Origin of the sequence: Kocuria carniphila (genome assembly GCF_004136555.1) — a bacterium.
Taxonomy (GTDB): Bacteria; Actinomycetota; Actinomycetes; order Actinomycetales; family Micrococcaceae; genus Kocuria; species Kocuria carniphila.
Genome location: NZ_NOIT01000026.1, coordinates 1 through 25,115, shown reverse-complemented (window position 1 = coordinate 25,115; position 25,115 = coordinate 1). Strand labels below are relative to the sequence as shown.

The 25,115-nt window shown below is 63.9% G+C and carries 24 protein-coding genes; 13 read left to right on the top strand and 11 right to left on the bottom strand.

Going from position 1 to position 25,115, the window contains the following annotated elements; all coding sequences use genetic code 11:
- Positions 1–54: 54 nt before the first annotated feature.
- The gene (locus EWV37_RS14915) at positions 55–912 is read right to left on the bottom strand and encodes an IS30 family transposase (RefSeq protein ID WP_165189484.1); all 858 of its coding nucleotides are present in this window, start codon (positions 910–912) and stop codon (positions 55–57) included.
- A gap of 326 nt (positions 913–1,238) precedes the next feature.
- Positions 1,239–1,730: a DUF4352 domain-containing protein gene (locus EWV37_RS14910; RefSeq protein ID WP_129702450.1), complete on the bottom strand. Its 492-nt coding sequence runs from the start codon at positions 1,728–1,730 to the stop codon at positions 1,239–1,241.
- 637 nt (positions 1,731–2,367) lie between these two features.
- Between EWV37_RS14910 and EWV37_RS14905 the strand changes: the two genes are divergently transcribed.
- From EWV37_RS14905 to EWV37_RS14875, 7 genes are all read left to right on the top strand, one after another.
- The gene (locus EWV37_RS14905; RefSeq protein ID WP_129702449.1) at positions 2,368–3,879 is read left to right on the top strand and encodes a fumarylacetoacetate hydrolase family protein; all 1,512 of its coding nucleotides are present in this window, start codon (positions 2,368–2,370) and stop codon (positions 3,877–3,879) included.
- A 39-nt stretch (positions 3,880–3,918) separates the two neighbouring features.
- Entirely contained in the window at positions 3,919–4,596 is a 678-nt protein-coding gene (locus tag EWV37_RS14900; RefSeq protein ID WP_129702448.1) for a GntR family transcriptional regulator, read from the top strand.
- 40 nt (positions 4,597–4,636) lie between these two features.
- On the top strand, positions 4,637–6,148 hold the full coding sequence (gene hpaE, locus EWV37_RS14895; protein WP_129702447.1) for a 5-carboxymethyl-2-hydroxymuconate semialdehyde dehydrogenase: 1,512 nt from the start codon (positions 4,637–4,639) through the stop codon (positions 6,146–6,148).
- Positions 6,149–6,259: 111 nt separating this feature from the next.
- Positions 6,260–7,426: a 3,4-dihydroxyphenylacetate 2,3-dioxygenase gene (gene hpaD, locus EWV37_RS14890; RefSeq protein WP_129702446.1), complete on the top strand. Its 1,167-nt coding sequence runs from the start codon at positions 6,260–6,262 to the stop codon at positions 7,424–7,426.
- 106 nt (positions 7,427–7,532) lie between these two features.
- Positions 7,533–8,318, top strand: a complete 786-nt coding sequence (gene hpaH / locus EWV37_RS14885) for a 2-oxo-hept-4-ene-1,7-dioate hydratase (protein WP_129702454.1) — start codon at positions 7,533–7,535, stop codon at positions 8,316–8,318.
- On the top strand, positions 8,303–9,136 hold the full coding sequence (locus EWV37_RS14880) for an HpcH/HpaI aldolase family protein (protein WP_129702445.1): 834 nt from the start codon (positions 8,303–8,305) through the stop codon (positions 9,134–9,136). Before hpaH ends, EWV37_RS14880 begins: the two co-directional genes overlap by 16 nt.
- A gap of 21 nt (positions 9,137–9,157) precedes the next feature.
- Complete coding sequence (locus EWV37_RS14875; protein WP_129702444.1) at positions 9,158–9,799, top strand: DUF1345 domain-containing protein; 642 nt, start codon at positions 9,158–9,160, stop codon at positions 9,797–9,799.
- Positions 9,800–9,965: 166 nt separating this feature from the next.
- On the opposite strand, the gene EWV37_RS14870 is transcribed toward EWV37_RS14875, so the two are convergent.
- From EWV37_RS14870 to EWV37_RS14860, 3 genes are all read right to left on the bottom strand, one after another.
- Positions 9,966–10,613 carry a hypothetical protein gene (locus EWV37_RS14870; protein ID WP_129702443.1) on the bottom strand — a complete coding sequence of 216 codons (648 nt, stop codon included), beginning with the start codon at positions 10,611–10,613 and terminating at the stop codon, positions 9,966–9,968.
- A gap of 239 nt (positions 10,614–10,852) precedes the next feature.
- Positions 10,853–11,863, bottom strand: coding sequence for a hypothetical protein (locus EWV37_RS14865; RefSeq protein ID WP_129702442.1), 1,011 nt, complete (start codon positions 11,861–11,863; stop codon positions 10,853–10,855).
- A 238-nt stretch (positions 11,864–12,101) separates the two neighbouring features.
- A complete protein-coding gene (locus tag EWV37_RS14860) occupies positions 12,102–13,397 on the bottom strand; it encodes a hypothetical protein (protein WP_165189481.1) in 1,296 nt (431 codons plus the stop codon).
- Positions 13,398–13,599: 202 nt separating this feature from the next.
- Between EWV37_RS14860 and EWV37_RS14850 the strand changes: the two genes are divergently transcribed.
- Complete coding sequence (locus EWV37_RS14850) at positions 13,600–15,255, top strand: AbgT family transporter (RefSeq protein WP_202976231.1); 1,656 nt, start codon at positions 13,600–13,602, stop codon at positions 15,253–15,255.
- A gap of 130 nt (positions 15,256–15,385) precedes the next feature.
- Here EWV37_RS14850 and EWV37_RS14845 read toward each other — a convergent pair whose 3' ends face one another.
- The 3 genes from EWV37_RS14845 to EWV37_RS14835 all read right to left on the bottom strand — a co-directional run bounded on the left by EWV37_RS14845 (position 15,386) and on the right by EWV37_RS14835 (position 18,108).
- Positions 15,386–16,006 (bottom strand): hypothetical protein, encoded by a 621-nt coding sequence (locus EWV37_RS14845; protein WP_095798474.1) that lies wholly within the window; start codon positions 16,004–16,006, stop codon positions 15,386–15,388.
- Between the two features lie 182 nt (positions 16,007–16,188).
- Entirely contained in the window at positions 16,189–17,214 is a 1,026-nt protein-coding gene (locus EWV37_RS14840; RefSeq protein WP_129702439.1) for a hypothetical protein, read from the bottom strand.
- A 75-nt stretch (positions 17,215–17,289) separates the two neighbouring features.
- Complete coding sequence (locus EWV37_RS14835) at positions 17,290–18,108, bottom strand: sulfurtransferase (RefSeq protein WP_129702438.1); 819 nt, start codon at positions 18,106–18,108, stop codon at positions 17,290–17,292.
- Between the two features lie 80 nt (positions 18,109–18,188).
- Here EWV37_RS14835 and EWV37_RS14830 point away from each other — a divergent pair, with 80 nt between their 5' ends.
- Positions 18,189–18,581, top strand: coding sequence for a DoxX family protein (locus EWV37_RS14830; protein ID WP_129702437.1), 393 nt, complete (start codon positions 18,189–18,191; stop codon positions 18,579–18,581).
- 114 nt (positions 18,582–18,695) lie between these two features.
- On the opposite strand, the gene EWV37_RS14825 is transcribed toward EWV37_RS14830, so the two are convergent.
- Positions 18,696–19,865, bottom strand: a complete 1,170-nt coding sequence (locus tag EWV37_RS14825) for an MFS transporter (RefSeq protein ID WP_129702436.1) — start codon at positions 19,863–19,865, stop codon at positions 18,696–18,698.
- 40 nt (positions 19,866–19,905) lie between these two features.
- Between EWV37_RS14825 and EWV37_RS14820 the strand changes: the two genes are divergently transcribed.
- A complete protein-coding gene (locus EWV37_RS14820) occupies positions 19,906–20,706 on the top strand; it encodes a carbon-nitrogen hydrolase family protein (RefSeq protein WP_129702452.1) in 801 nt (266 codons plus the stop codon).
- 145 nt (positions 20,707–20,851) lie between these two features.
- On the opposite strand, the gene EWV37_RS14815 is transcribed toward EWV37_RS14820, so the two are convergent.
- Together EWV37_RS14815 and EWV37_RS14810 are read right to left on the bottom strand one after the other, a co-directional pair.
- Positions 20,852–21,109 carry a type II toxin-antitoxin system RelE family toxin gene (locus EWV37_RS14815; protein ID WP_129702435.1) on the bottom strand — a complete coding sequence of 86 codons (258 nt, stop codon included), beginning with the start codon at positions 21,107–21,109 and terminating at the stop codon, positions 20,852–20,854.
- Positions 21,110–21,118: 9 nt separating this feature from the next.
- Positions 21,119–21,364 (bottom strand): type II toxin-antitoxin system Phd/YefM family antitoxin, encoded by a 246-nt coding sequence (locus EWV37_RS14810; RefSeq protein ID WP_129702434.1) that lies wholly within the window; start codon positions 21,362–21,364, stop codon positions 21,119–21,121.
- A gap of 256 nt (positions 21,365–21,620) precedes the next feature.
- On the opposite strand from EWV37_RS14810, the gene EWV37_RS14805 reads away from it, so the two are divergent.
- The 3 genes from EWV37_RS14805 to EWV37_RS14795 all read left to right on the top strand — a co-directional run bounded on the left by EWV37_RS14805 (position 21,621) and on the right by EWV37_RS14795 (position 24,907).
- A complete protein-coding gene (locus EWV37_RS14805) occupies positions 21,621–22,742 on the top strand; it encodes a Gfo/Idh/MocA family protein (protein WP_129702433.1) in 1,122 nt (373 codons plus the stop codon).
- A 155-nt stretch (positions 22,743–22,897) separates the two neighbouring features.
- The gene (locus EWV37_RS14800; protein ID WP_129702432.1) at positions 22,898–24,310 is read left to right on the top strand and encodes a TIGR01777 family oxidoreductase; all 1,413 of its coding nucleotides are present in this window, start codon (positions 22,898–22,900) and stop codon (positions 24,308–24,310) included.
- 108 nt (positions 24,311–24,418) lie between these two features.
- Complete coding sequence (locus EWV37_RS14795; protein WP_158222949.1) at positions 24,419–24,907, top strand: pyridoxamine 5'-phosphate oxidase family protein; 489 nt, start codon at positions 24,419–24,421, stop codon at positions 24,905–24,907.
- Positions 24,908–25,115 lie beyond the last annotated feature (208 nt).

Below are 25,115 nucleotides of genomic sequence, written 5' to 3'. Positions count from 1 at the left end.
CCACGCGGAGCAGCCTGCTCGAGCATTGACATCAATTTCCAGATAGAAATCCCTCTACAAAACTCGGGGCTTGACAATCTGCACTCCGGAATCGATGGTGATCTGTCGGTGCCTGGCCATTTCTTTGCCCTGATCCCAGGTCAAGGATCGTTGCAACGTGTCTGGTAGCTGGGCCAGTTTGGGTACCAGCCCCTGAACCAGGGCGGTAGGTCTGTCCAGGGTGGGGTCGAGTTTGACCAGGAACACGTAGTTAGAAAACCGTTCCACCACCGTGCCAATGGCCGAGGCGACGTTCTTACCCACGATCAGATCCCCTTCCCAATGACCGGGAACTTTCCGCTCCAGGGCTTCTGCGGGCCGCTCCCAGATCGAGGCCATGTTCTTGAGCCGGCCTCGGCGGGCATCGGGCTTGCGGTTGGGGTAACGGATAGTGCGCCCGGTGCGGGTCAGCGCGGTGAGATCTCGCTTGAGCCCGCCGCGGGCTTGGAGGTAGATCGTGCGGTAGATCGTTTCGTGGCTCACACGCATCCGAGGATTATCGGGGTAATCACGGTGTAATCGTCCCACGATCTGTTCCGGGGAGAACTTCTGATCCAACCCGGTCTGGACTGCTTCGCGTAGGAGGTGATCACTGGTGATTTTCAGTGGCTTGGGACGTAACCGGTTGAACCAGGCCAGATTCTGAGCTCGCGTGGGCAGGTAACGGCCTCGCGTTCCTTCCAGGGAGCCGAGTTTGATTTCGCGACTGATCGTTGATGGAGCCCGCCCCAGCTGGGCTGCGATCTGCCGGTAGGAACGTTTCTCTATCAACAGCTCCTTGATCAGCAGCCGTTCCTGGTAACTGAGCAGCCGGGAGGGATTAGCCCATTTTTGCGGACGTATCCCGCCACATCTCCAGATGTAATTTTCCATCGGACGCCTGGCTAGTCCCAGTGCGGAAGCGATCTCACCAGTAGTTCTTCCCATACCACGAGCATCCCAGACAGCCTCGGCAAGAGCCGGGGAACGCCGCCAGAACGCGAATGGACCAATCATGGGCCAACCCATCACACAACACCCCTGTCACTAGAAGCGTTGCAACCACCCTCTGAACCCGCGGGGATTTCGTGGCCGCACCGTCGATCAGAGCGCATGGCATGCGCGCGGGGTGGTCCTAATGTCGAGCAGATTGCGCGATGCCATGAATGGTGCTTGCGGGAGTTTATTAGCAGTTGGCTGGCTGCCGATCGCCAGGGAACCTATTGGGCGGGGTAAGCCCATTCCCAGCCGTTGTTGTCAGAAGCTGGCTCCAAGAGTTCCGGGAGGATGATGACTCCCTCGGCGGTCGGAACATCGAAGATGATCTTGCCGGAAGTTTTCTCGCCAGCATTTACATCGACCGGGACGGTGTCTTCTTCAGGGAGGCATCCGTAGCCGTTGCCGATGATGTCATTGCCTGGCGTTACATTGCCGTCATTGTCCACCGCGCGGAACCCTCCCTGACGCAAACTCACGGAGGGGTAGTAATTCCCCGCTGCGCTCAAGGTGCTCTGAGGTGCAACCTTCACAGATACATCCATGACTACAAAGTGCCCATTTTTGGGTGGCCGGGCGTACGGCCCGGTGCAGACGGGATCGACTTCGATCGAATGCACCATCATCGAGGCAAGTTCACCATGTTCTGGGGTTGATGTGGTGATTGAAGAGCCAGGCACCATGGGGATGGTTCCCCGGTCGGTCAGCCCGGCCATCTGGGGAGTCTGAAGATCGGAACGTGAGGCAGGAGAGGCTTCATCGCTTGACGCGGGAGCCTCGTTGGCGGGTGCGACGCTCGGGGCTGCCGCGACAGGCTCCTCTGTTTCCCCATTTGAGGAACTACCTACTTTACCCACCGCAATTCCGATGATCAGCGTGAGGACGAGGAGTACCACGGCGCCTATAGCTGCCAGGATCCACGGCCACACCTTCTTTTTCTGAGGTGCAGGTGAGGGGTGGGTAGGAACGTAGGGCATGTCTGACTCCGGGGTTGCGCTGGGAATAATTTCGAAATCTACATGACGCTTCAAGTATTCGATCGGCCAACACGTATGTAAACGTCGACAAAGGGCAAGTATGGGACAGTCAGCTTGGCCGGCCTGGGGTTGAGTGAACGCTTCCTGGGCCACGGGTGGCCATCGGCAGTGGCGCATGTCATACACGCCGCGAAGAAGACCCCGCAACAACTAGTCAAAGCGTGTACAAGTTGGATACGATCAAACCGCGTAGTTCCAGCGATTTTCAGTTACTCCACGCCCGCCCCGCGAGCAAACAGCGCGATCAACCCTTGTTGCCTCGCCACAGATAATATACGATTTCAAATAACATCCGAGGATAACCAGAGGAGGCTCCATGACTGAGAGCACTCAGAACGTTCCTTCCCAGGTCGCGGCAGTTCCGGTGAAGCCGGGCAAGATCATCGCCGTGCATCTGGCCTACGAATCCCGTGCTGCACAGCGCGGTCGCAAGCCGGCGGTTCCTTCGTACTTCATCAAACCCTTCAGCTCCCTGGCCGGTTCCGGCGCAGAGGTGGAGCGCCCCGCGGGCACCGAGCTGCTCGCTTACGAGGGCGAGATCGCCCTGGTGATCGGCAAGCCAGCCAAGAACGTCTCCCTCGAGAACGCCTGGGACCACGTTGCCGCTGTGACCGCCGCCAACGACTGGGGCGTTTACGACCTGCGCGCCGCGGACAAGGGTTCCAACCTGCGCAATAAGGGCCGCGACGGCTACACCCCGGTCGGCCCCGAGCTGATCGACGCCCGTAGGGTCAGCCCGGACCAGTTGCGTGTCCGAACCTGGGTCAACGGCGACCTGGTTCAGGACGACGTCACTGCCGACGACCACATGATCTTCCCGCTCGCCCAGTTCGTCGCGGACCTCTCCCAGCACGTCACGCTCGAAGAGGGCGATGTCATCCTGACCGGCACCCCGGCGGGATCGTCGGTAGCCCAGCCGGGCGACGTCGTCGAAATTGAAGTTGACGCACCCCAGGCCGACGGCGCTCCGAGCACCGGCCGCCTGATCAGTCGCGTCACCGAGGGCACCGCGAGCTTCGATTCGAACCTGGGCGCAATGCCCGCCGTGGACGATAAGCAGCGCGAAGAAGCGTGGGGCTCCCGCGAACAGGCCGGTCTCCCGGCCGAAGAAAGCAAGGGCCTGCCCGAGGACCTGCGCGCCCAGCTCGAGCAGGCGCCCACCGCTGGCCTGTCCGCGGAGTTGCGCAAGCGCGGCCTCAACAACGTGGTCATCGAGGGCGTCTACCCGCAGAAGGTCGGCACCAAGATGGTCGGCACGGCCAAGACGCTGCGCTTTGTCCCGAATCGCGAGGACCTCTTCAAATCCCACGGCGGCGGGTACAACACCCAGAAGCGAGTTTTCGACGCCGTGGGCCCGGGTGAAGTCATCGTGATCGAGGCCCGCGGATCGGCCGGTTCCGGAACACTCGGCGACATCCTTGCCCTGCGCGCGCAGTTCAACGGCGCAGCAGGTGTGGTCAGCGACGGCGGCGTGCGCGATTACGAGGCAGTCAAGGAGATCGGCTTGCCGGTCTTCGCCCAGACCGCACACCCCGCCGTGCTCGGGCGCCGTCACGTCCCGTGGGACCAGGACATCGCCGTGGCCTGCGGCAACGCGACCGTTCTGCCCGGCGACGTGATCGTGGGTGACGACGACGGCGTGATCGTGATCCCGCGCGACATCGCCCAGGGGGTCGTGGACGCGGCACTGGCCAAGGAACACGAGGACGCCTGGGTGGCCGAGCGCGTGGCCGAGGGCAACCCCGTCGACGGCCTGTTCCCGCCCACCGGCGAGTGGAAAGAAAAGTTCCAGCAGTGGCTGGCCGAGAACCCGGTTCCGGGTAACTGAACCGGCTGACACGGAACTGATCAAGGACAGAGACAACCCATGACCACCCCGGCTCGTACGGAAGCAACTCAGAAACTCGGTAAGGCCCAGTACGCCTACGAGTGGATCAAGGTGCAGATCCTGGAGCAGTCCTTCACGCCCGGATACCGCTTGGTGCTCGCGAACATTGCCCAAACCCTGGGCATGTCCGTGGTGCCGGTGCGCGAAGCGATCCGTCGGCTGGAGGCTGAAGGGCTGGTGACGTTCGAACGCAACGTGGGCGCCCGGGTGGCAATGGTGGACGGTGAGCAGTACCGCTACTCCATGGAGGCCCTGGGGATCCTGGAGGGTGCGGCCACCGCCCAATCCGCGGCGCACCTCACGGCGAAAGAACTCGCCGAAGCCCGCGAACTCAACGCCAAGCTCGAGGAGTCACTGGAGAACTTCGACCCGGAAACCTTCACCGCGGTCAACCACCAGTTCCACCAGATTCTGGCGTGCCGGTGCCCCAACCAGCGCCTCAACGACATGATCGCCGTGGAATGGGAACGCCTGAATCACCTGCGCACCTCCACATTCTCTTTCGTGCCCAACCGCGCTCGCGCTTCCGTGAACGAGCACTACCAGATCCTGCACTTGATCGAGACCCACGCCCCCGCGGACGCCGTGGAGAAGGCAGTGCGCGAACACCGCACCGCCACGCTGCGCAGCTACCTCAACAGCCGCGGAACCAACTGACCAACCGTCCACACCCAGCACACACATTGGGAGTACTCACATGACTACGAACACCGATGCCAAGCCCCAGGGCCTGCCCGATTCCATCCGCCACTACATCAACGGCGAATGGGTGGATTCCATTGACGGAGACACCTTTGATGTTCTGAATCCGGTCACCAACGAGCCCTACATCAAGGCCGCCTCCGGTAAGAAGGCGGACATCGAGGCCGCTGTGGCCGCCGCCAAGACCGCGTTCGAAGAGGGCCCCTGGCCCAAGATGCTGCCCCGCGAGCGCTCGCGGGTGCTGCACAAGATCGCGGACATCGTGGAGTCCCGCGGTGACCAGTTGGCGGCCATGGAGTCCTACGACTCCGGTCTGCCGATCACCCAGGCACTGGGCCAGGCGCGCCGCGCTGCGGAGAACTTCCGTTTCTTCGCGGACCTGATCGTCGCCCAGAGCGATGACACCTACAAGGTCCCCGGCCGCCAGGTGAACTACGTGAACCGTAAGCCCATCGGTGTGGCCGGTCTGATCACCCCGTGGAACACCCCGTTCATGCTCGAGTCCTGGAAGCTCGGTCCCGCGCTGGCCACCGGTAACACCGTGGTGCTCAAGCCCGCAGAGTTCACTCCGCTCTCGGCCTCCCTGTGGCCGGGCATCTTCGAGGAAGCCGGCGTCCCGGCCGGTGTGTTCAACCTGGTCAACGGCTATGGCGAAGAAGGCTACGCCGGCGACTCGCTGGTCAAGCACCCGGACGTCCCCTTGATCTCCTTCACGGGTGAGTCCCGCACCGGCCAGATCATCTTTGCCAACGCGGCCCCCTACCTCAAGGGCCTGTCCATGGAGCTGGGCGGCAAGTCCCCGGCCATCGTCTTCGACGACGCCGATCTGGAAGCCGCCATCAACGCCACCATCTTCGGTGTGTTCTCCCTCAACGGCGAGCGCTGCACCGCCGGTTCGCGCATCCTGGTTCAGCGCGGGATCTACGACGAGTTCGTGGAGCGCTACGCGGCTCAGGCCAAGCGCGTAAAGGTGGGCCTGCCCTCGGATCCCAAGACCGAGGTGGGCGCCCTGGTGCACCCGGAGCACTACGAGAAGGTCATGTCCTACGTGGAGCTCGGCAAGTCCGAGGCCCGTCTAGTGGCCGGCGGTGGTCGCCCCGAGGGCTTCGAGACCGGCAACTACGTGGCACCCACCGTGTTCGTGGACGTCAAGCCGGAGGCCCGGATCTTCCAGGAGGAGATCTTCGGTCCGGTCGTGGCGATCACTCCGTTCGATTCGGATGAGGAAGCACTCGAGCTGGCCAACAACACCAAGTACGGTCTGGCCGCTTACGTGTGGACCAGCGATCTGAAGCGTGCCCACAACTTCGCGCAGGACGTCGAGGCCGGCATGGTCTGGCTGAACTCCAACAACGTGCGTGATCTGCGCACCCCGTTCGGCGGCGTGAAGGCCTCCGGCCTGGGTCACGAGGGCGGCTACCGCTCCATCGACTTCTACACCGACCAGCAGGCCGTGCACATCAACCTGGGCGAGGTCCACAACCCGGTCTTCGGCAAGCAGGACTGACTCTGCGCTGCGGGTCGGTCAGTGCGACCGGCCCGCGGCTACGCAAGCACACTGCACGTGAAACTTTCGAACCCCACCACCTGATCACCCTCATCACGAAGGACAACCATCATGACGAATCCCGCAGACCGGACAATGACGTCCTCGGGCTTCTATGTATCCCAGGAAGCCCCGATCTCCACCGACAACCCGATCAAAACCCCTTCGGTTCCCGCGCCGGACATCCTGCGCTGCGCCTACATGGAGCTCGTGGTCACCGACCTCAAGCGCTCCCGCGACTTCTACGTGGACGTGCTGGGCCTGACCGTGACCGAAGAGGATGAGAACGTCATCTACCTGCGCTCCATCGAGGAGTTCATCCACCACAACCTGGTGCTGCGCAAGGGCCCGGTTGCCGCCGTGGCCGCATTCTCCTACCGCGTGCGCAGCCCGGAGGAACTCGACAAGGCCGTCGCCTTCTACGAGGAACTCGGCTGCCGCGTGGAGCGCAACAAAGACGGCTTCACCAAGGGCATCGGTGATTCGGTGCGCGTGGAGGACCCGCTGGGCTTCCCGTACGAGTTCTTCTACGACGTGGAGCACGTGGAACGCCTGGCTTGGCGTTACGACCTCTACACCCCCGGCGCCCTGGTGCGACTGGACCACTTCAACCAGGTCACCCCGGACGTTCCCCGCGCCACCAAGTTCATGCAGGACCTGGGCTTCCGCGTGACCGAGGACATCCAGGACGAAGAGGGCACCGTCTACGCCGCGTGGATGCGCCGCAAGCCCACCGTGCACGACACCGCCATGACCGGTGGCGACGGCCCCCGCATGCACCACGTAGCCTTCGCGACCCACGAGAAGCACAACATTCTGGCGATCTGCGACAAGCTCGGTGCCCTGCGCCAGTCGGACAAGATCGAGCGCGGTCCCGGCCGCCACGGTGTGTCCAACGCGTTCTACCTCTACCTGCGCGACCCGGACGGTCACCGCGTGGAGATCTACACCCAGGACTACTACACCGGCGACCCGGACAACCCCGTGGTCACGTGGGATGTCCACGACAATCAGCGCCGCGACTGGTGGGGCACGCCCGTGGTCCCGTCCTGGTACACCGAGGCTTCCTTGGTGCTCGACCTGGACGGCAACCCGCAGGAAGTCATTGCCCGCACGGACGAGTCTGAAATGGCCGCGACCATCGGCGCGGACGGCTTCTCCTACACACGCGCCTCCGAGGGCGAGGAGTCCATGCCCGATTGGAAGAAGGGCGAGTACAAGCTGGGCAACCAGCTCTGACCACTCGACTTTCGTGATTGACGACGACGCCGCCGGGCCGTTCCGCGCCCGCGGCGGCCGAGCGGCGTCGTCGCCAGTGAAACCCGACCAACGCGAGGGAGACCCCATGCTGGAGCAGGAACGCATCACCAAGATCGCGGACGATCTGGCTGCGGCCGAACGCGACCGCACCATGATTCCGCGGCTCACGCAGCAGTACCCGGAGATGACCGTGGAGGATTCCTACGCGGTGCAGAACGAGTGGCGCCGCCGCAGTGAGGAATCCGGGCGCCGCCTGGTGGGCCGCAAGATCGGCCTGACGTCCAAGGTCATGCAGGAGGCCACGGGCATCAGCGAACCCGATTACGGTGCGATTTTCGCCGATCAGGTCTACGAGAACGGCTCCGTGATCAAGCACGATCAGTACTCGAACGTGCGCATTGAAGTGGAATTGGCGTTCGTGCTCAAGGACGAGCTCAAGGGTCCGAACGTGAGTATTTTCGACGTGCTGCGCGCCACCGAATACGTGGTTCCTGCCCTGGAGATCCTGAGCTCGCGCATCGAGATGGAGGGTCGCACCATCGTCGATACCATCTCGGACAACGCCGCCCTGGGCGCCATGGTCTACGGCGGCAACCCGGTGGCCCCGGATGCCGTGGACCTGCGCTGGGTCTCCGCGCTGCTGTACCGCAACGAGTCCATTGAGGACACCGGCGTGGCCGCCGCCGTGCTCAACCACCCGGCCAACGGTGTGGTGTGGCTGGCCAACAAGCTGGCCGCCCACAACGATTCGCTGCCCGCCGGGAGCATCATCCTGGCCGGCTCGTTCACCAAGCCCATGTGGGTCCATCCCGGTGACACCGTGCATGCCGATTACGGAGATTTGGGAGCCATTACATGTCGCTTCGAGTGAACAACCTGATTCAGTCCTTCCGAGCGGAGGACGCGGCGAACCTGCCGGGTGCGCTGCCGAGCCTCAAGGACCTCTTTCCGTTGGCTGACGGCGAGCAACCGGTCGTGGGAATCTTCCACTCGTCCGGTGACCCCACCGCCGCCGAAATCCTTGCCGGCACCGGTTTCGACTACCTGCTGATCGACGGTGAGCACTCGACGCTGTCCCTGGAGACCATCCAGTCCGTGCTGCGCGCGATGGCCGCCTACCCCACGCTGGGCATGGTTCGGGTCCCCGTCAACGACGAGGTCATCATCAAGCAGTACCTGGACCTGGGTGTTCAGACCCTGGTGGTGCCGATGGTGGATTCGGTCTCCGAAGCCCAGGCCGCGGCGCGTGCGGTGGCCTATCCGCCCGAGGGTGTGCGCGGCGTCGGCTCCGCATTGGCCCGTTCCGGGCGCTGGAACCGCATCCCCGACTACCTGGCGCGAGCACGCGAGACCATCACGCTGATCGTGCAGGCCGAATCCGCGGCCTCGGTGGAGAACATCACCGAGATCGCGGCGGTCGAGGGCGTCGACGGCGTGTTCATCGGCCCGTCCGACCTGGCCGCCTCCATGGGGCTGCTCGGTCAGCAGACCCACCCGGACGTGGTCGCCGCGGTCAAGCACGTGATCAGCGAGGCCAAGGCCGCGGGCAAGTTCGTGGGCGTCAACGCCTTCGCCCAGGACCAGGCGCGGGACTACCTGGCCGCGGGCGCGGATTTCGTGAACGTGGGCGCCGACGTCGCTCTGCTCGCCAACGGCAGCCGGGCCCTGTTGGAGGCTTTCCAGAAGTAGGCGTCTATTTAGACTGGTGACATGGCCACCAAGTTCAAGAAGCCGCCGTCCGGGCACTTGCGACTCGCGCTCGCCGTGCTCACGGGGGTGATCGCCTGCTTGATTTCCACGTTCTTTCTGACCCTGCCCATGAGTCTCCTGGTGGGACTCGTGTTCATGGCGGGACTGTTCGTGGTGGCTTCCGTCGCGGTGCTGTGGCCGATGTCCTCCGAAGGGACGCGTGCGAACGCCAACCGGGAGGACTTCAACCCGCTCCTGGAAGAGACACTGGTCGTCTCGGTCGCCCTGATCGGCTTGGTGGGGATCGTGGTGATCCTGCTGCGTGGACACGACCAGGAGCGAACCGCCGCCGCGGCGCTCGGGCTGCTGGGGATCTTCCTGTCCTGGGCCATGCTGCACCTGATGTACGGGGCGCGCTATGCCAACTTGTACTACGCGGAGCCGAAGGGCGGCATCGACTTCAATAGTTCCGATCCGCCCAAGTATGTTGACTTCCTGTACATGGCCTTCACCCTGGGCATGACCTACGCGGTGTCGGACACCAACGTGTCCCACACGGCCATTCGCTCCGTGGTCACGCGGCACGCGTTGCTGTCCTACATTTTCGGAACCGTGGTGCTGGCGGCCGCGATCAACCTGGTGCTGGGTGTGGTCGGGGGCTAGTTCGCAGTGAACCTGGCCAGCTGGCTCACGTGATGTGCAGCTTTGACCACCAGACATGAGAAAGGGCTTCGAGGAAGATTCCTCGAAGCCCTTTCTCATCCGGTCCTTGTCGTCCGGTTCAAGAGTTGGATGGTGCTGTGGGGTGGTGCATGAATTCATTCGGCGATCAGTAGTTGTAGGTCTTGGTGGTAACCCAGGACATGATCTGTGCGGCCTCTCGTGCATCGAAGGAGCCGAGTTCTCGGTCCATGGCCGCTTTGATCTGGGCATTGGTCATGGGACGTTTCTTGTTTCCCACGAAGGTGCTGATGCGCATGTCCAGAACCTCACCGGTCCCCAATCGAATGCCGTTGTGGGCAACCGCGGGGTTGTCCACGAAGCGCCACTCAAGGGTGTCGTACCCGGGAGCACGTCCCGGGGTGTGAACCAGCACCACTTTCACGGGATGGTCCGTACGCGGGGTGACATTCAGGACGCGTGCGTGATCCGCGCGCGGCTCCCACTTGACGGGGTCGGACTCGGTGCGCACGTACACCGTGCCTTTCAGAGTCCGGGACGGGTTCCACATGGTGGTGATGTCAGTCGACTCATATCCGAAGTGGCTGGTCCACCGCGAGGAATAGGTGACGACGGCTTGTTGACTGGCGAAGGAGATCTCGGTGAAGCACTTGGAGGCCCGAACGGGCTGAGATGGTGCCGTCACGCAGGTATCCGGCAGGGGGTCCGCCGCCTGAGCGGCTCCTACCGGAGCGAACGTGAAGGCCATGGCGATGATTGCTGAACTAGCCCCGATACGGGCTTTCATGTGTGTCATGAGTAAAGAGTGAACCCGCTACAGGTAATTTGCAATAGTAAATACATAGCGTGACTAAACTGCGACATTAACTCTGCGCGGCGATGGATCTGCAGTCGGAAGGGGTTTCGTGCGGATGTCTGGCTCTTGTTCACGTCCAGTCTTGGGGTCATCCGACGGTGCGCGAAGCCCCCGGGTGGCGTTCTCGCTACCTGGGGGCTTGGCATTCCGGTCCTTTCAGGGTCGGGTCGGTGGTGATATTAGTTGATGCGGATGGACTGCAGCATGGCCTGGACGGCGGGCACATCCTGGTGGGTGTTGACGTGGCCGGTCAGGGCGGTCCTGACCTCATCGTCCGTCAGGTGCCTGCCGGTGGTGTTGATCGGTTCGTAGGTGAATTCGGCCCACAGTTCACGCCGCTGGTTCGCTTCCCCAAAAGCGACCAGTCCGGAGGAATTGATCTGGGTCAGCCCGAAGAGAATGGCGTCCTCGTCAGGGGTGTCTACGTCGCGGTGGTACGCCGAGTAGGTACTCACGCGCGAACCCAATTGCTCGGTCAGTGGCGTATCCTCACCGGGCATCATGTACCGGGGTGAGGTGAGCCAGTCGTCGCGCAGGGGTCGAACGTCCGTAGTGGCAATTCGGCCCACGGTCTGCCCGGTCCGGCTGGTGACCTCCAGATATCCCTGGTCGGTCCTAACCGTCCACGTGGAGGGGTAGCTCATGGTGAAGGCCCCGTCCGGTGAGGTGTAGGTCTGGTCGAGAACTTCGGGGTTGCCGTCCGGGGGTGTTTCGCCGGACAGGTCCTCCACGAGTTGCACGGACTGCAGGATGGCCTCCACAGTGGCCCCGTTCTTGGAGCGGGCTGTCTTCTGAGCGACCTGTGCAGCCCTCTTGTCATTGAGGGCCTTGCCGGATTTATTCACGCCGGCCTGCTCGAAGTAGGCCCACAATTCATCGTCACTGTCCGCGGCAGCCATCGAGACCAGGCCGCCCGCGTTGACCTGCGAGAGCCCCCAGCCCATGCTGTCCTGCGCCGGGTTGGCGGCGGAGTTGTAGCCGGAGTAGGTGGCCACGTGATCGCCCACGATCTCACTCATGACCACCGCCGGGTTCGACTCGTACTGAGTGACATGACGCCCCATCCAGGCCGCATCCGGTCCGTTGAGGCTCTTGGGTGAAACGTGACCGGTGACGGAGCCGTCCGGGCTGGTCAGTTCCAGGTACTCCTTGTCTGTGGAGACCGTCCATGAGGCGGGGTAGTTGAGCATGTACTTGCCGTCCGGCGAAGTGTAAGTCTGAGTGAGCGCTTCCGCCTTCTGCGCCTTGCCTCCCTTGTTGGAGTGGCCGGCCTTCCTGGTCGACGGTGCAGGATGAAGTTGTGATCCGGGACGCTTCAGCCGTCGTATGTGAGCATGGGAAGGCCCGAGTAGCGATTGCTACCCGGGCCCTCGGTCTCCGGTCCTTTCGGTGCCGGATCGGGGTTCGTCCACTGTCTGGACGAAGCGATTAGCCAACTGACACCGCGGCGTCGCCCAGGCGGATGGACTGCAGTATCGCCTTGACCGCCGGAACATCCTGGAAGGTCGTATCGACCTTGTTCAAACTCTCCTTCGCTTCCTCATGGGACAGCGCCTGATTGGTCACGGTGGGAGGCGTAGCGGTGAACTCAACCCAGAGTTCACCCGTGCCGGAGCCGTCCAGTAGCGACACCATGCCCGAGGAGTTGACCTGTGTCAGCCCGTAGAGTGCCAGGTCCTTGTCGGCTGACTCGGGGCTGTGAACATACGCGGAGTAGGTGCTGACCTGGCTCCCCAGCTGTTCGGTGATCGGCGATTCAACACCACCATCTCCCATGGTCCTGGTGGTGGTGAACCACTCCTCGGTGGCCGGTCGGATGTCCGTGGTGGCAACGCGTCCGGTGAACTCTCCCGAGGGGCTGGTCAGCTCCAAGTACCCCTTGTCGGTCTTCGCGGTCCAGGATGCGGGGTACTTCAGCGAATAGCGACCGTCGGGCGCCGTGTAGGTCTCCGTCAACGCCTCCGCTTCACCCTGGGCGGGCGGTTCGGGCGAGGCCTCCGGGGCGATCTCGACCGACTTCAGGATGGCCTGAGTCGTGACACCGTTCTCTGATTTCACCGCCTTCTCGGCGGCCTTCGCCGCCTCGGCGTCCATCAGGGCCTTGCCGGTTGTGTTCACGCCGGTCTGTTCGAAGGTGGCCCACAGTTCTTCCTTGCTACCGGTTTTCCCCAGCGACACCATGCCGCTGGCGTTGACCTGGCTCAGCCCGTGCGCCACGACATCCTGCTCCGGACTCTCTCCAGCCTTGAAGCCGGAGTAGAGGCCCACCGTGGTGCCCAGAAGTTCGGTGAGACGCTCGGCGGGATAGGAGGTCATGTGATCGAGGTGGCGATCCGTGAACCATTCCTCATCTGGACCGTACGTTCCGGTTGCGGACACGTGGCCGGTGACTGAGTCGTCAGGGCTAGTCAGTTCCAGGTAGCCCTTATCGGTCGTGGCCTGCCACGAGGACGGGTACTTCACGGAGTAACTCCCGTCGGGTGACGTGTAGGTCTCCGTGAGGGCACCGGTCGTCTGTTTCGCACCCCTCGAGGCGGCCTGCGTGTTCTCGCTCTGCGCCGGGGACGACGTCGCTTGCGACGCAGTCGCGGATGCGTCCTGCGCCGTGGTGTGTTGCGTTTCGGACGCTGTGCTTGCCGGGTTCGAAGCGCCACACCCGGTCAACGCGATAGCGGTGGATAATCCGAGGGTTACTGCCCAATCGCGGGCTTTATTCTGTGCCATGTCTTTGAGTCTTCCGAGACTGCCAGTAGTTTGCAATGGTAAACTGTGGATCGTAATAGACCTGTGATGTGAGTCGCGAATTCGAGTTTGACGTGGGTAGACGTTCTCAAAGGGTGTATAAAACCCCCGTCTTGATAGTGTCGTGGGGCACTCGGGCATGAGCGCCGCGCCCCTTCGACCTGACAGCCGATGAGAGAACTCCATGACTGAAACCGAGGCCGCTACCACGGCGAAAAAGACGAACGGTTCATCCACGAGCGCGGCGGATGAAACCCAGGAAAAGCCACCGAAAAACGGGCCCATGATCCGCGCGCTCAGCGTGGTGGAGGTGTTGGGAAATAAGCTGCCGGACCCGTTCTGGTTGTTCGTGATTCTGGCCGGCGCGGTGGTGGCGCTGTCCGCACTGCTGTCGAGCATCGGCATCACGGCCGTGAACCCCGCCGACGGCGAAGAGGTTGCGATTCAGAACCTTCTCACCCCCGAGGGCGCCCAGCGCATGGTGGGGGAGGCCGTCGAAAACTTCGCGACATTCCCGCCACTGGGCGTGGTCATCACCGTGCTCCTCGGTGTTGCCGTGGCCGAACGCACCGGCCTGATCAACACCGCGGTCAAGCTCGTGGTGTCGCGGGTATCCGCCGGTTGGTTGACCTTCGTTCTGGCCCTGGCCGGTGTGACCGGCTCCGTTGCCTCGGACGCCATTGTCGTGGTGCTGATTCCCTTGGGCGCCGCAGCGTTCAAGGCCGCCGGCCGCTCCGCCGTGCTGGGTGCGGTGATCGCATTCGTCTCGTCCTCCGCCGGCTTCAACGCCTCGCTGGTCGTGAACCTGACCGACCCGCTGTTGGGCGGCATCACTCAGTCCGCTGCGCAGCTCGTGGATCCCGAGTACACGGTCTCTCCGATCGCCAACTATTTCTTCTCCGCGGCATCCGCAGTGGTCCTGGCCCTGGTCATCACCGTGGTTTCCGAATTGGTGCTCACCAAGCTCTCCAAGCGCTACGAAGCCGATGAGCTGAGCCAGCAGGAAGCGGCCGAGCAGGCCGCTGACGAGAACGGCAACGGCGACGAAGCCGAGACCCTCACTGAAGAGGACCTCTCATCCACCTCCCCGCGTGAGATCAAGGGACTCATTGCGGCAATGATTGCCCTGGCCATCGGCTTGGCCATTTACTTCACCCTCATGTTCATGCCCAACACTCCGTTCCCCGGTGAGGACGGATCGCCGCTGACCTCGGTGCTCATCAGCGGTGTGGCCGTGCCGATCGCACTCCTGTTCTTCATGTGTGGCTCCGTCTATGGCTGGGTGGCCGGCACCCTGAGCAAGCCCTCCGATATTCCGCCCATGATGGCCTCGGCCATCACCCAGGTGGCCCCGCTCATCGTGCTGTTCTTCGCGGCATCGCAGTTCATCGCATGGTTCGATTGGTCCAACATGGGCACGGTGCTCGCGATCAAGGGCTCGGAGTTCCTCGGCGACGCCGGCGTGCCCACCGTGGTTCTGTTCGCCGGCTTCGTGCTGTTGGTCGCCGTGGTGAACATCCTGATCACCTCCGGTTCCGCGCAGTGGACGCTGACCGCTCCCGTGGTCGTGCCCATGTTCATGTACCTGTCGATCCCGCCGGAGACCACGCAGATGCTATTCCGTATCGGCGATTCACCCTCGAACGTGGTGTCCCCGCTGAACCCGTTCTTCGCCATGACCTTGGGCTTCATGCAGCGGTGGTACCCCAAGGCGGGCATCGGCACGCTGATGTCCCTGACCATTCCGGTGTCCCTGGCGATGCTGGTGGTCTGGTTCCTGTTCTTCCTCGCGTGGTGGGGTCTGGGAATCCCGCTGGGCCCCGGCTCGCCCACTCGCTGATCGCGCACGACGGCGCTCGAGCGGCGTCGTCGGCGTGGCCAGACCACGAAAAAAGGTTCCGTATCCCCGATTCAAGCGCTGGAATCGGGGATACGGAACCTTAAATCGCACCTGGGCGGTGTGAAACGCGCTAGTGGCCCTCGCGGGGCGTCATGTAGCGCTCGCCGTCCTCGGTTTCTTCCAGGTTGTAGTCGTGCTCCTGCTGCTGCACCCGGTCTTCGACGGCGCGAGAATGCGTAATCGGCTCGGGGCCACCCGTGTTCTCCGGGGTGCCGTAAGTCTCGGCCTCCGAGCTGTCGCCGTCGCGGTCGTTGCGGGCAGCCTCAGTGAGGTCGCGGCCTTGAGGGCTGTGCAGGTCCTCGCCAGCGGGCGGGAGGTTGGGGACATTGGGGTCCTTCCGACCGACGGGCGGTTGGAACTTGCGTCCCGCCGCCATGGCCGACGAATCGACGTCATGACCGTGCTGGGCCTCGACTTCGGCCGCGTCCACGTTGGGGAAACCCGTCTCCTTGATGGCCTTGGGCGGCTTGCCACTGCCTCGAGCGGCGCGTTCGTCGGAGCGGGAGGCTTTCGCGTTGGTGGCTCCGTCTGCGCGACGATCTCGGGCTTGATGCCCGGGGTTGTCGGCTTCTTCGTCGGACTTCTCGCGCTGACCGGTCTCGTGATCGTCGTCGCGGCTCACGGGCTGGTCGGGGTCGTCGATTTGGCCGGCCGAAGCAATGGGGTCGGAATTCTCGGGTCGCTTGGTCATGGCTGCCTCCTCGTCAGGGGTGTCACGGATGACACTCGTTGATTCCAATATTGGCACTGAACTGCATAAAACGTAAGCATCCTGACTGGGCGTCGCGCCGCCTGGACGCAGAGAAGAGCCGGGGACCGCGTATGCGATCCCCGGCCCTCTCCCGGCGATGACCTCTCCCCGTCAACGCGGTGTCAGCCCAAGTGGTGGACGGTTCCCAAGATGTTCTGGGCCGCCAGGTGGTCCGGGTGCTGGGGGATCCCGTCGATCACCTGCTCGATCTCCGGGCCCGTCAGCTGGGGCTCGCCCTCGCCAATGATGGCGTACAGCTGGGCATCGACCACTCGCCCGTCACTCAGTGCCAACCCCGATCCACCTGTGGTCGGGTCCTGAAGGCGCCAGCTCAGCCGATCGGTGTTGAACGGGCCGTCCGTACGACCCACCACTACGTTCGCCGCGTGATCCGACCCCTGCGCCTGGCCGTAGACCGTGCGTGTGTGACTCATTTGGGGCATCTCGGGCTTGGTGGCGCCGGCCTGTCGGATGTCGATCCCGCCCTCGACGGAGCCGTCCGGGGAGCTGATGCTCATGGACGAGTCAGACGTGGCAATCACGGTCCAGTGCTCCGGGTAGGCGAAGAACAGGCGCCCCTGATCCATCGCGGCCAACTTCAGACCCGGGGCGTACTTGCCGTTCGTATCCAGACCCACCCGGGGTGAGTTCTCCGGAGTCACCACGGGGTAGCCACCGGGGCCCTGCGTCGGGGGCTCCGCGGCGGGGGTCGACGGCGCTGCCGGCGCCTCGGTCGCGGGGGTTCCGGGCTTCGGGGCCGACGGCGTTCCCGCAGTGGGTGCCGGGTCTCCGGTCACGGCGGGGGTCGCCGGAGCGGGGTTACCCGAGTTGCCCGTAGACGGTGCTGCTGCTGGTGGGGATGCTGCGGGTGCAGCGCTGGCCGGGGCCGATGAAACAGGAGCTGAAGTAACAGGTGCCGTGGTAGCGGGCTGGGTGCCGGTGGTGCGGGCGGGTGCGGGGTTCTCGGTGATGCGGGTAGTAGCGGTATCGGTGGAGGTATTCGGGGTCGAATCGGAAGGCGCGGCGACTGATGTGCCGTTCCCCTGATTCGACTGCGGAGCGGCGGTCATGGCCCCGCATCCGGTGAGAGCGACAACAGCGGTGAGTCCGAGGGAGGTAGTCCAGAACCGGGCCTTCATGTGGGTCATGTCACATAGCTTGGACGGCCTCGCATTACTTTGCAATAGTGAATGTGCTTAAGTTACCAAGCTGTGACTTGGGGTTCAGTTCGGTAACGGACTGGTCTCGGCCGGGCGGTCCGTGTGGGCGTACTGGGACCAGCTTCCGGGGAATAGTCGTCCGCGCCCCAGCCCGGCGAATTCGGCCACCAGTAGGTTGTGGCACGCTGACACGCCGGAACCGCAGTAGGAAATCATGTCGTTCGCGTCCGTCACGCCGGCGTCCTGGAAACGCTTCCGCAGTTGCTCGACGGGCTGCAGGGTCTTGTCCTCGGCCAGGTGCTCTCGGGCAGGTACGTTGTGCGCGCCGGGGATGTGCCCCGACCGCGGGTCCACGGGGTCCGGTCCGTGACCGTCGAAACGGGTTCGATCGCGCGCGTCAATCACCGTGCCGCCGCCGGCTGCTTCGTCAATGGTGGCCAGTGCCTCACGGGGCCAGGGGGTGGGTGTGAAATGCGCCGGTTCGGGGTTCTCGAAGTGCGTGTCCAAGGAGTCGGGTGGGAAGGCGTCGATGCCGCCATCCAGGAGCGCGGCGTCGTGGCCCGTGGTGCGCAACATCCAGACGAGACGCGCGGCCATCACGCCACCGGCATCGTCGTAGACGACCACCGTGGTGTCATCGCCGATGCCCGCAGCGGACATGGCCGCAGCGAAGTCTTCGGAAGTGGGGAGCGGATGGCGGCCGCCCTCCGGGGATGCGGGTGCCGCTAAGGCTCCGGAGACATCCACGAACACGGCGCCGGGCAGGTGGCCTTGCAGGTAGGCGGCGCGGGCGCTGCGGCCATCCAGGTACATGCGGGCGTCCGCGAGTACGACTGAATCGCGGTGTTCCTGCAGCCAGTCGGCGGTGACGAACGGTTCCATGTGGGTCTCCTTCGAGCGTGTTATCGCCACTTTACGACGCCGCCCAGCTTGCCGGAATGCGCTCGGGTTACCGTTTTCCCATGACCAACAATCTGACGCAGAAGCGCAAAGGCGCACATAAGTCCGCACTGTTCACGGGCCTGGCGCTCACGGGAATGGGTGTGCTTCACCTGGTGCAGCCGCGGCCGTTCGAACGATTGATTCCCGAGCAGTTGCCCGGAACCGCGCGGCAGTGGGCCATTGGATCGGGGTATGCAGAACTCGCAACGGCCGGACTGTTGCTCGTGCCCGCCACCCGCAAGCTGGGCGGTGTCGCGGCCACGGCGCTGTTCCTCGGGGTGTGGCCGGGCAACATGAAAATGGCGTGGGACTGGCGCCACCGGCCGATGGAGAAGCAGCTCATTTCCCTGGGTCGCTTGCCGTTGCAGATCCCTATGATTGCGAGCGCGGTGAAGATCGCCAAGTACGCCTGACCGCCGAGTGCACCCCACACTGGACAGCTGGCTGATGCCCATGTGCGGGGTGCCCGGAGGCTCAGCAGCGGTGGCGCGTTTGTCCCGCCAACGCGGTCAGGACATGGCGCGCGGTCAGGACGTAGCTGCGGATCTCACCCACCGTGCGTGGGCCGTGCTGGCAAACACCGTGATCCCCAGCCCCGCGATCGCCCCGATGCCGAAGATGGTGCCGAACCGAGCGGCGTCGGCGAGACCGGCCGTGACGAACGTGCCGGCAGCGGCACCGAGGAACAGTGACGTGACGAAGAACGAAACGGTCGTGGCACGGGCGTTGGGGGAGACCTCGGTGGCCCAGCCCTGCACGGACGAGTGCAGGATCGCATTGGTCAGGCCGATGCACACGGCCGTGACCGTCAGGGGAATTGGTGTGGCGGACAGGGCGGAGGCGCCCATGCCCAGCACCATGAACACGCCGCCCCACACCATGCACTGGGTGCGCGAGAATCGCCGCGAGAGCACCCGCATGATGGGTGCGCCCACCACCACGCCCAGGCCATAGGTCGCGCCCAGCACGCCGGCCAGGGCCACGCTCACGCCCACGCTCTGCAGCGCGGGAACCACGTAGGTCAGGATGCCCACGAGCACCACGCCCTCGGTGAAGGCCACGGCGTAGACCACGAGCGGCCACTTGGTGAAGGCGCCTCCCTTGGCGGTGGACGTGCGTTCGGGTCTGGGAGCGCGCACGTGACGCAGCAGAATCAGCAACGCCAGGCACGCCACGGCCACGATGCCGAAGACCACGCGCCAACTGATCCAGGCCGCGATCGCGCCGGTGGTCAACGTGGCCACTGCGTTGCCGATCGACGAATATGCGAGCAGATCCGAGAGGGCGTACACCTTGGCCGGGCCGATCCGCGTATCCCCGATGAGCGTGAGGAGCGTGGGATACAGCGCACCCACCGTGAGGCCCACAAAGCCGCGGGCGATCAACAGTGCCACGTAACCGCTGGCCAGAACACTGGCGATCGAGCCGAGCACCACGCCGATCAGCGCGATGCGGAGCACGATGTGGCGCCCCCACCGGTCACTCAGCACGCCCCACAGCGGTTGCCCCAGGGCGTAGAGCAGCGAGTAGACGGTGAACAACTGGACGACTTGGCGCACATCCAGGCCGGTGTCGTTGGACATGATCAGCAACATGGGTGGCGTGCCGAAGCGGTCGAAGAAGGACACAAAGCCCACGGCGCCCAACGTCCATGTGGGGACCTGTTGGGGTTTTCCGGCGCTCGCGGGTGAATTCATGCTCTCCATCCTGCACCCCGATCCGGATACGCTGGAAAACATGCGCATCGCCATCGGACAGATCCTCAGCTCGCACGATCCGCAGGACAACCTGGGGCAGGTTCGGGAGCTCGCCTCCCGCGCCGGACAGGACAAGGCGGACGTGCTGGTGTTGCCGGAGGCCACGATGTTCGCTTTCGGTCGCAGTCTCAAAAACGTTGCCGAGCCGGTCGACGGCCCGTGGGCGCAGGCGGTCTCGCAGGCTGCACAGGAGCATGGCGTGGCGATCGTGGCGGGCATGTTCAGCCCCGGCGACGAGGGCCGCGTGCGCAACACCGCGGTCATCGCGCTCGCGGACGGCCGCGTGCTCAGCTACGACAAGGCCCACCTTTACGACGCGTTCGGTTTCAAGGAATCGGACACCGTGCAGGCCGGCGCTGCACCGGTCACCTTTGATCTGGCCGGCGTCACCGTGGGCGTGGCCACCTGCTACGACATCCGCTTCCCCGCACTTTTCACGCACATGGCCGCCGACGGCGCTCAGGTCGTCCTGCTCGGCGCCTCCTGGGGCGACGGTCCCGGCAAGGTCGAACAGTGGGAACTGTTGGCGCGAGCGCGAGCCCTGGATGCGACGTCGTACGTCGTGGCCGTGGGGCAGGCAAACCCGGCGTCGGTGGGTCGCAAAGTTGAGGGCAACGCACCGCTGGGTGTGGGGCACAGCCTGGTCGCCGCACCGGACGGTTCCGTGGTCGCGTCGCTGGAGGATGCACCCGATTACCTGGTGGTGGATCTGGATCTGGATCTGGTCGAGAAGACACGCAAGTCCATTCCGGTGCTGGAGAACGCGCGCGACTTCTCATAACGGTTTTGGGGTTCCCTATCCCCGAAATCCATGGGTAGAAGTGGAATAGGGAACCATAAATCGCGGGTGTTGTGCGCGCTGGGTGCGTAACCTTGGCTCGGCGCGAGCAGGCTTTCTCGCAACATCTAGGGTGATAGGCGCCGTCTCATCGATGCACCTCACGGCGATGTCCTACCCGGAGCATGAGGACTACCAATTCATCGTCCTGGACCTCGTAGACGACTCGGTAGTCGCCGATGCGAATGCGGAATTCACCATTACCGCCCTTCAGTTGGATACAGCCGGGAGGCCGTGGGTCGCTGGCCAACGCCCCGATCGCATTGAGTAAGCGGCGGGCTGTTGGCTTGTCGAGCTTCCGAATTGCCTTGGCTGCTGAAGGCACGTACCTGATCGTGTACGACATCAACGAGGGTCAGAGGCCAAGCTCACGCATGAGTTCCTCATGGGAAACTCGTCCATCCTCGCTACGAGCCTCCGCAGCCCCGCGGATGTCAGCCTGATCCTCCAGGGCCTTGAGTGCACGGTCAAAGAACTCGGGCGACACGACCACGGCACGGCGACCTGCGCCGCGAGAAGTGATCTCGACAGGCTCTCGCTGGGCTGCAGCGATGTAGTCACTCTGCTGGCTGCGGAACTGGGATAGGGTCACGGAAGTCATGGCGCAAGTGTACAACTTGTACAAGTTGTACACCAGGGGTCGGAAAAGTCTCCTGCCCCCACCCCGCGCCTCGAGCTCCCTGTTCCGCAAGACCCATGAGCGAGAGTGGAATAGGGAACCATAAATCGCGGGTGTTGTGCGCGCTGGGTGAACGACCCCTGACAAGGCTGAGAGCCGCACGTAGGGTGGAAACAGTTGTCCCGATAAGCACGCTGACTGACTCGGCGTGGAAGCGACACCACTCTTGGAGGTTCACATGTCCCAGAAGATTGACGGCCCCGTGCGTTTTGCCGTGGTGGGGGTCGGCCAGATTTCCCAGCAGGCGTTCATCCCGGGTCTCACCCAGATCAAGGATGCCGAATTGGCTGCGTTGGTGACGTCCAGCGCGGAAAAGGCTGAGGAGATCGGCCAGGAGTTCGGCGTGGCCGCTTATTCCTACGAGGAATATCCGGCGCTGCTTTCTTCCGGCGATATTGACGCCGTCTATGTTGCCACCCCCGTTTTCCGGCACCGCGAGTTCGCGGAACCGGCTCTCGAGGCCGGGTTGCACGTGCTGCTCGAGAAGCCCATGGAAACCTCAGTGGAGGACTGCCAGGCCATTATCGACGCAGCCGATAAGTCCGGTGCCACGCTGATGGTTGCCTACCGGCTGCACCAGGAACCAGGCACCGTGGAGATGATCGAGAAGGTCCGCGACCAGAAGGTCATTGGCGACCCCCGCTATTTCTCATCCGTGTTCTCGCAGGATATTGCGGAGGAGAACCACCGCGGCCACTCCGGCTACTGGGGTGGGCCGATTCCGGACATGGGCACTTACCCGCTCAACGAGGTGCGCAACCTGTTCGCGTCCGAACCCATCGCGGTTCACGCCGTGGGTGTGCGTACTCCGGGTCGGGAGTTCAACTTCGACGACACCGTGGCCGTGACCCTGCGCTTCCCGGAGGACCGGCTGGCCCAGTTCACCATTTCGTACGCGTCCGAATCCGCTGAACGCTTCACAATTGCCGGTACCGAGGGGGAAATTACCGCGGAGCCGTGCTTCGGTTTCGGAGAGGGCGTGGGGATCAGCTACACACTCACCAAGGACGGTAATTCGGAAAGCTTCGCCCACGACCCGGTGGAGCAATTCGGAGGGCAGACCCAATACTTCGTGGACTGCATCCGCGATGGCGTGCAGCCCGAACCGTCCGGTGAGGAAGGCCTACTGGACACCCGCGTTCACGAGGCCGTACTGCGCTCACTGGAGACCGGTGAAGTCGTGAGGTTGGATCCGTACGAGCGCGACCGCCGCATCACCTCCGAGCAGGTTCGCAAGGTGGCCCCGGCTGACGAGCCTGAAGACGACGAGCTCGTGGATCAGGTTCCGCAGAACGGTTGATCACTGGGGCGATTTCAGCTCGCTGAGTTCAGGTTTCATGCACCCCGTCCCAACACGGGTAGGGATCCTGGGTTCAACGCCTTCAGCCTTGAGAACTCGCTTTTCAGCCCCGAACGTCGCCCGAGAATTTCCGCTCACAGAACGGACGCCCCGCCATGGCACAGCAGTTCGAGTACGAAACCCGACTGACCCAGCCTCGTGATGAGGTGTTCGCGTGGCATCAACGTCCCGGCGCCCTGACCCGGCTCACCCCGCCCTTCGGCGGTGGGCCGGACAAGGTCACGGAGGCACCGACGGACGGGATCGAGCCCGGTTCGCGCGTGAAGTTGGGCGTGTCCGTGCCCGGAACCTTCGGCACGGTGCATGTTCCCTGGACTGCTCGTCACGGTGACTGGGATCCGCCGCACTACTTCACCGATCGCATGGAACGCGGGCCACTGGGGGAGTGGGAGCATCGGCACAACTTCGAGGAAACGTCGTCCGGTGGCACGCTCGTCCGTGACCAAGTTACGGTGCGTGCGCTGCCCACCTCCCTGGACAAGGCCAGCGGCCCGAGTGACAAACTCATGCGGGGTCAGTTGGAACGCATCTTCGCCTACCGGGAGCGGCAGTTGCGCGGGGACCTGGACTTCCATGACGAGCACCGCGGACCTCGGCTGCGGATCGCCGTGGGCGGAGCCTCCGGGCTGATCGGATCGCAGGTGTGCGCGCTCTTGGAAACCGGCGGTCACGAGGTGGTGCAGCTCAAACGCGGTGGTTCCACCGGTCCGGGAGTGATCGGCTGGGACCCGACCAAGGGTCGACTGAACCCGCGAGATCTGGCGGGGATCGACGTCGTACTCCACCTGGGCGGGTCGAGTATCGCCACGCGCTTCACGGACAAGAACAAGGCCGAGATCCTGCGCTCGCGCGTGGACAGCACCAAGTTGCTGGTGCGGGCGATCGGGCAGGTTCCGGCCGACCAGCGGCCGCGCGCCCTGGTCGTCGGATCGGCCGTCGGCTATCACGGGACCGATCGCGGGGATGAGATCCTGGCCGAGGAACAGCCTCCCGGCGAGGGATTCCTGGCGCATGTGTGTGACGAGTGGGAGAAGGCCGCTCACGGTGCGGAAGTCTTTGGCGTGCGCGTGGTCAACGTGCGCACCGGTCTCGTGCTGACCCCGAGCGGTGGCCTGCTGCGACCCCAACTGCCCCTCATGACGGCGGGGTTGTCCGGGCCGCTGGGTGGCGGTAAGCAGTGGCAGAGCTGGATCGGGATCGACGATATGGCCGGTGCGGTGGCGCACCTGGTGCTGTCGGAGGACGCGTCCGGTCCGTACCACCTGGCCGCGCCCAATCCGGTACGGCAGAAGGATTTCGCGCGGATCGTCGCGGGGGTACTGCACCGACCCGCCATGGTGCCCACGCCGCTGGCCGGACCGCGAGCGTTGCTCGGCAAGGAAGCCACCGAGGAACTTGTGGCCGCAAGCCACCGGGTGGACGTGTCCAAGTTGTTGGGGGCCGGCTACCGCTTCCGGCACGCGGACCTGCGTGCGTGTGCCGAGCACATTTTGGGGCGGGTGGGCTGAGCCTCGTTGGCCCAGGCAGCACTTGCCGATTAATGACGCACGATTTTGTCCGGCTGATCAGATTCGTGAGATCGGGTCAGCACCATCAAATACGCAATGGAGGAACACATGGGAAACACGGACGGCAAGACCCAGGCAGTAGAAACCATCAAGGAACTGATCGACGGAATTAGCACGTGCGTCATCGCCACGCACACCGCGGACGGCGGCATCGTGACCCGTCCGATGGGTGTGCAGGACAAGGATTTCGACGGCGATTTGTGGTTCATGACCTCCCGCGATTCGGACCTCGTTGAGCAGATCACCGCCAACGACCAGGTCAACGTGACATTCGTGGGGAAGGGTACCTGGGTGTCGCTGCGCGGTCGTGCAGAGTTGGTCGAGGATCCGCAGCGCAAGGAAGAACTCGCCAGCGCACTGACCGGTGCGTTCCTGCAGGCGGACCCCAAGTCTCCCGAAGCCGCACTGATTCGCGTGAACACCGAGGCCGGTGAGTACTGGAGCTCCGAGGGCGTCAAGACCGTGCTCTCCCTGATCAAGGCCCGCGTCACCGGCGAACGCCCGGACGCCGGCAAGAATGACACCGTGCAGCTCTAATTCTTCGGTAGCGATGAGCGAGGCCCCGCGGTTACGGATTTTGAGTCCGTGACCGCGGGGCTTTGTGACGTCCGGGGCCCGGAACCCGGCGCCCGGGGGTGCCTTGTGACATCTCGGGCAGAGGTTAACATGGCTGTACATCTGGGGTAGAGGTTCGCAGCGAAACCGGGGATGAATCTACGTCCCTCTGCCAATAATGTTCAGGGCA

Bases quoted from the DNA above. Each gene is read 5' to 3' on its own strand.
- EWV37_RS14915 (WP_165189484.1), bottom strand. From the start codon at position 912: ATGGAAAATTACATCTGGAGATGTGGCGGGATACGTCCGCAAAAATGG.
- EWV37_RS14910 (WP_129702450.1), bottom strand. From the start codon at position 1,730: ATGGCCGGGCTGACCGACCGGGGAACCATCCCCATGGTGCCTGGCTCT.
- EWV37_RS14905 (WP_129702449.1), top strand. From the start codon at position 2,368: ATGACTGAGAGCACTCAGAACGTTCCTTCCCAGGTCGCGGCAGTTCCG.
- EWV37_RS14900 (WP_129702448.1), top strand. From the start codon at position 3,919: ATGACCACCCCGGCTCGTACGGAAGCAACTCAGAAACTCGGTAAGGCC.
- hpaE (WP_129702447.1), top strand. From the start codon at position 4,637: ATGACTACGAACACCGATGCCAAGCCCCAGGGCCTGCCCGATTCCATC.
- hpaD (WP_129702446.1), top strand. From the start codon at position 6,260: ATGACGAATCCCGCAGACCGGACAATGACGTCCTCGGGCTTCTATGTA.
- hpaH (WP_129702454.1), top strand. From the start codon at position 7,533: ATGCTGGAGCAGGAACGCATCACCAAGATCGCGGACGATCTGGCTGCG.
- EWV37_RS14880 (WP_129702445.1), top strand. From the start codon at position 8,303: ATGTCGCTTCGAGTGAACAACCTGATTCAGTCCTTCCGAGCGGAGGAC.
- EWV37_RS14875 (WP_129702444.1), top strand. From the start codon at position 9,158: ATGGCCACCAAGTTCAAGAAGCCGCCGTCCGGGCACTTGCGACTCGCG.
- EWV37_RS14870 (WP_129702443.1), bottom strand. From the start codon at position 10,613: ATGACACACATGAAAGCCCGTATCGGGGCTAGTTCAGCAATCATCGCC.
- EWV37_RS14865 (WP_129702442.1), bottom strand. From the start codon at position 11,863: ATGCTCAACTACCCCGCCTCATGGACGGTCTCCACAGACAAGGAGTAC.
- EWV37_RS14860 (WP_165189481.1), bottom strand. From the start codon at position 13,397: ATGGCACAGAATAAAGCCCGCGATTGGGCAGTAACCCTCGGATTATCC.
- EWV37_RS14850 (WP_202976231.1), top strand. From the start codon at position 13,600: ATGACTGAAACCGAGGCCGCTACCACGGCGAAAAAGACGAACGGTTCA.
- EWV37_RS14845 (WP_095798474.1), bottom strand. From the start codon at position 16,006: ATGACCAAGCGACCCGAGAATTCCGACCCCATTGCTTCGGCCGGCCAA.
- EWV37_RS14840 (WP_129702439.1), bottom strand. From the start codon at position 17,214: ATGACCCACATGAAGGCCCGGTTCTGGACTACCTCCCTCGGACTCACC.
- EWV37_RS14835 (WP_129702438.1), bottom strand. From the start codon at position 18,108: ATGGAACCGTTCGTCACCGCCGACTGGCTGCAGGAACACCGCGATTCA.
- EWV37_RS14830 (WP_129702437.1), top strand. From the start codon at position 18,189: ATGACCAACAATCTGACGCAGAAGCGCAAAGGCGCACATAAGTCCGCA.
- EWV37_RS14825 (WP_129702436.1), bottom strand. From the start codon at position 19,865: ATGAATTCACCCGCGAGCGCCGGAAAACCCCAACAGGTCCCCACATGG.
- EWV37_RS14820 (WP_129702452.1), top strand. From the start codon at position 19,906: ATGCGCATCGCCATCGGACAGATCCTCAGCTCGCACGATCCGCAGGAC.
- EWV37_RS14815 (WP_129702435.1), bottom strand. From the start codon at position 21,109: ATGTCGTACACGATCAGGTACGTGCCTTCAGCAGCCAAGGCAATTCGG.
- EWV37_RS14810 (WP_129702434.1), bottom strand. From the start codon at position 21,364: ATGACTTCCGTGACCCTATCCCAGTTCCGCAGCCAGCAGAGTGACTAC.
- EWV37_RS14805 (WP_129702433.1), top strand. From the start codon at position 21,621: ATGTCCCAGAAGATTGACGGCCCCGTGCGTTTTGCCGTGGTGGGGGTC.
- EWV37_RS14800 (WP_129702432.1), top strand. From the start codon at position 22,898: ATGGCACAGCAGTTCGAGTACGAAACCCGACTGACCCAGCCTCGTGAT.
- EWV37_RS14795 (WP_158222949.1), top strand. From the start codon at position 24,419: ATGGGAAACACGGACGGCAAGACCCAGGCAGTAGAAACCATCAAGGAA.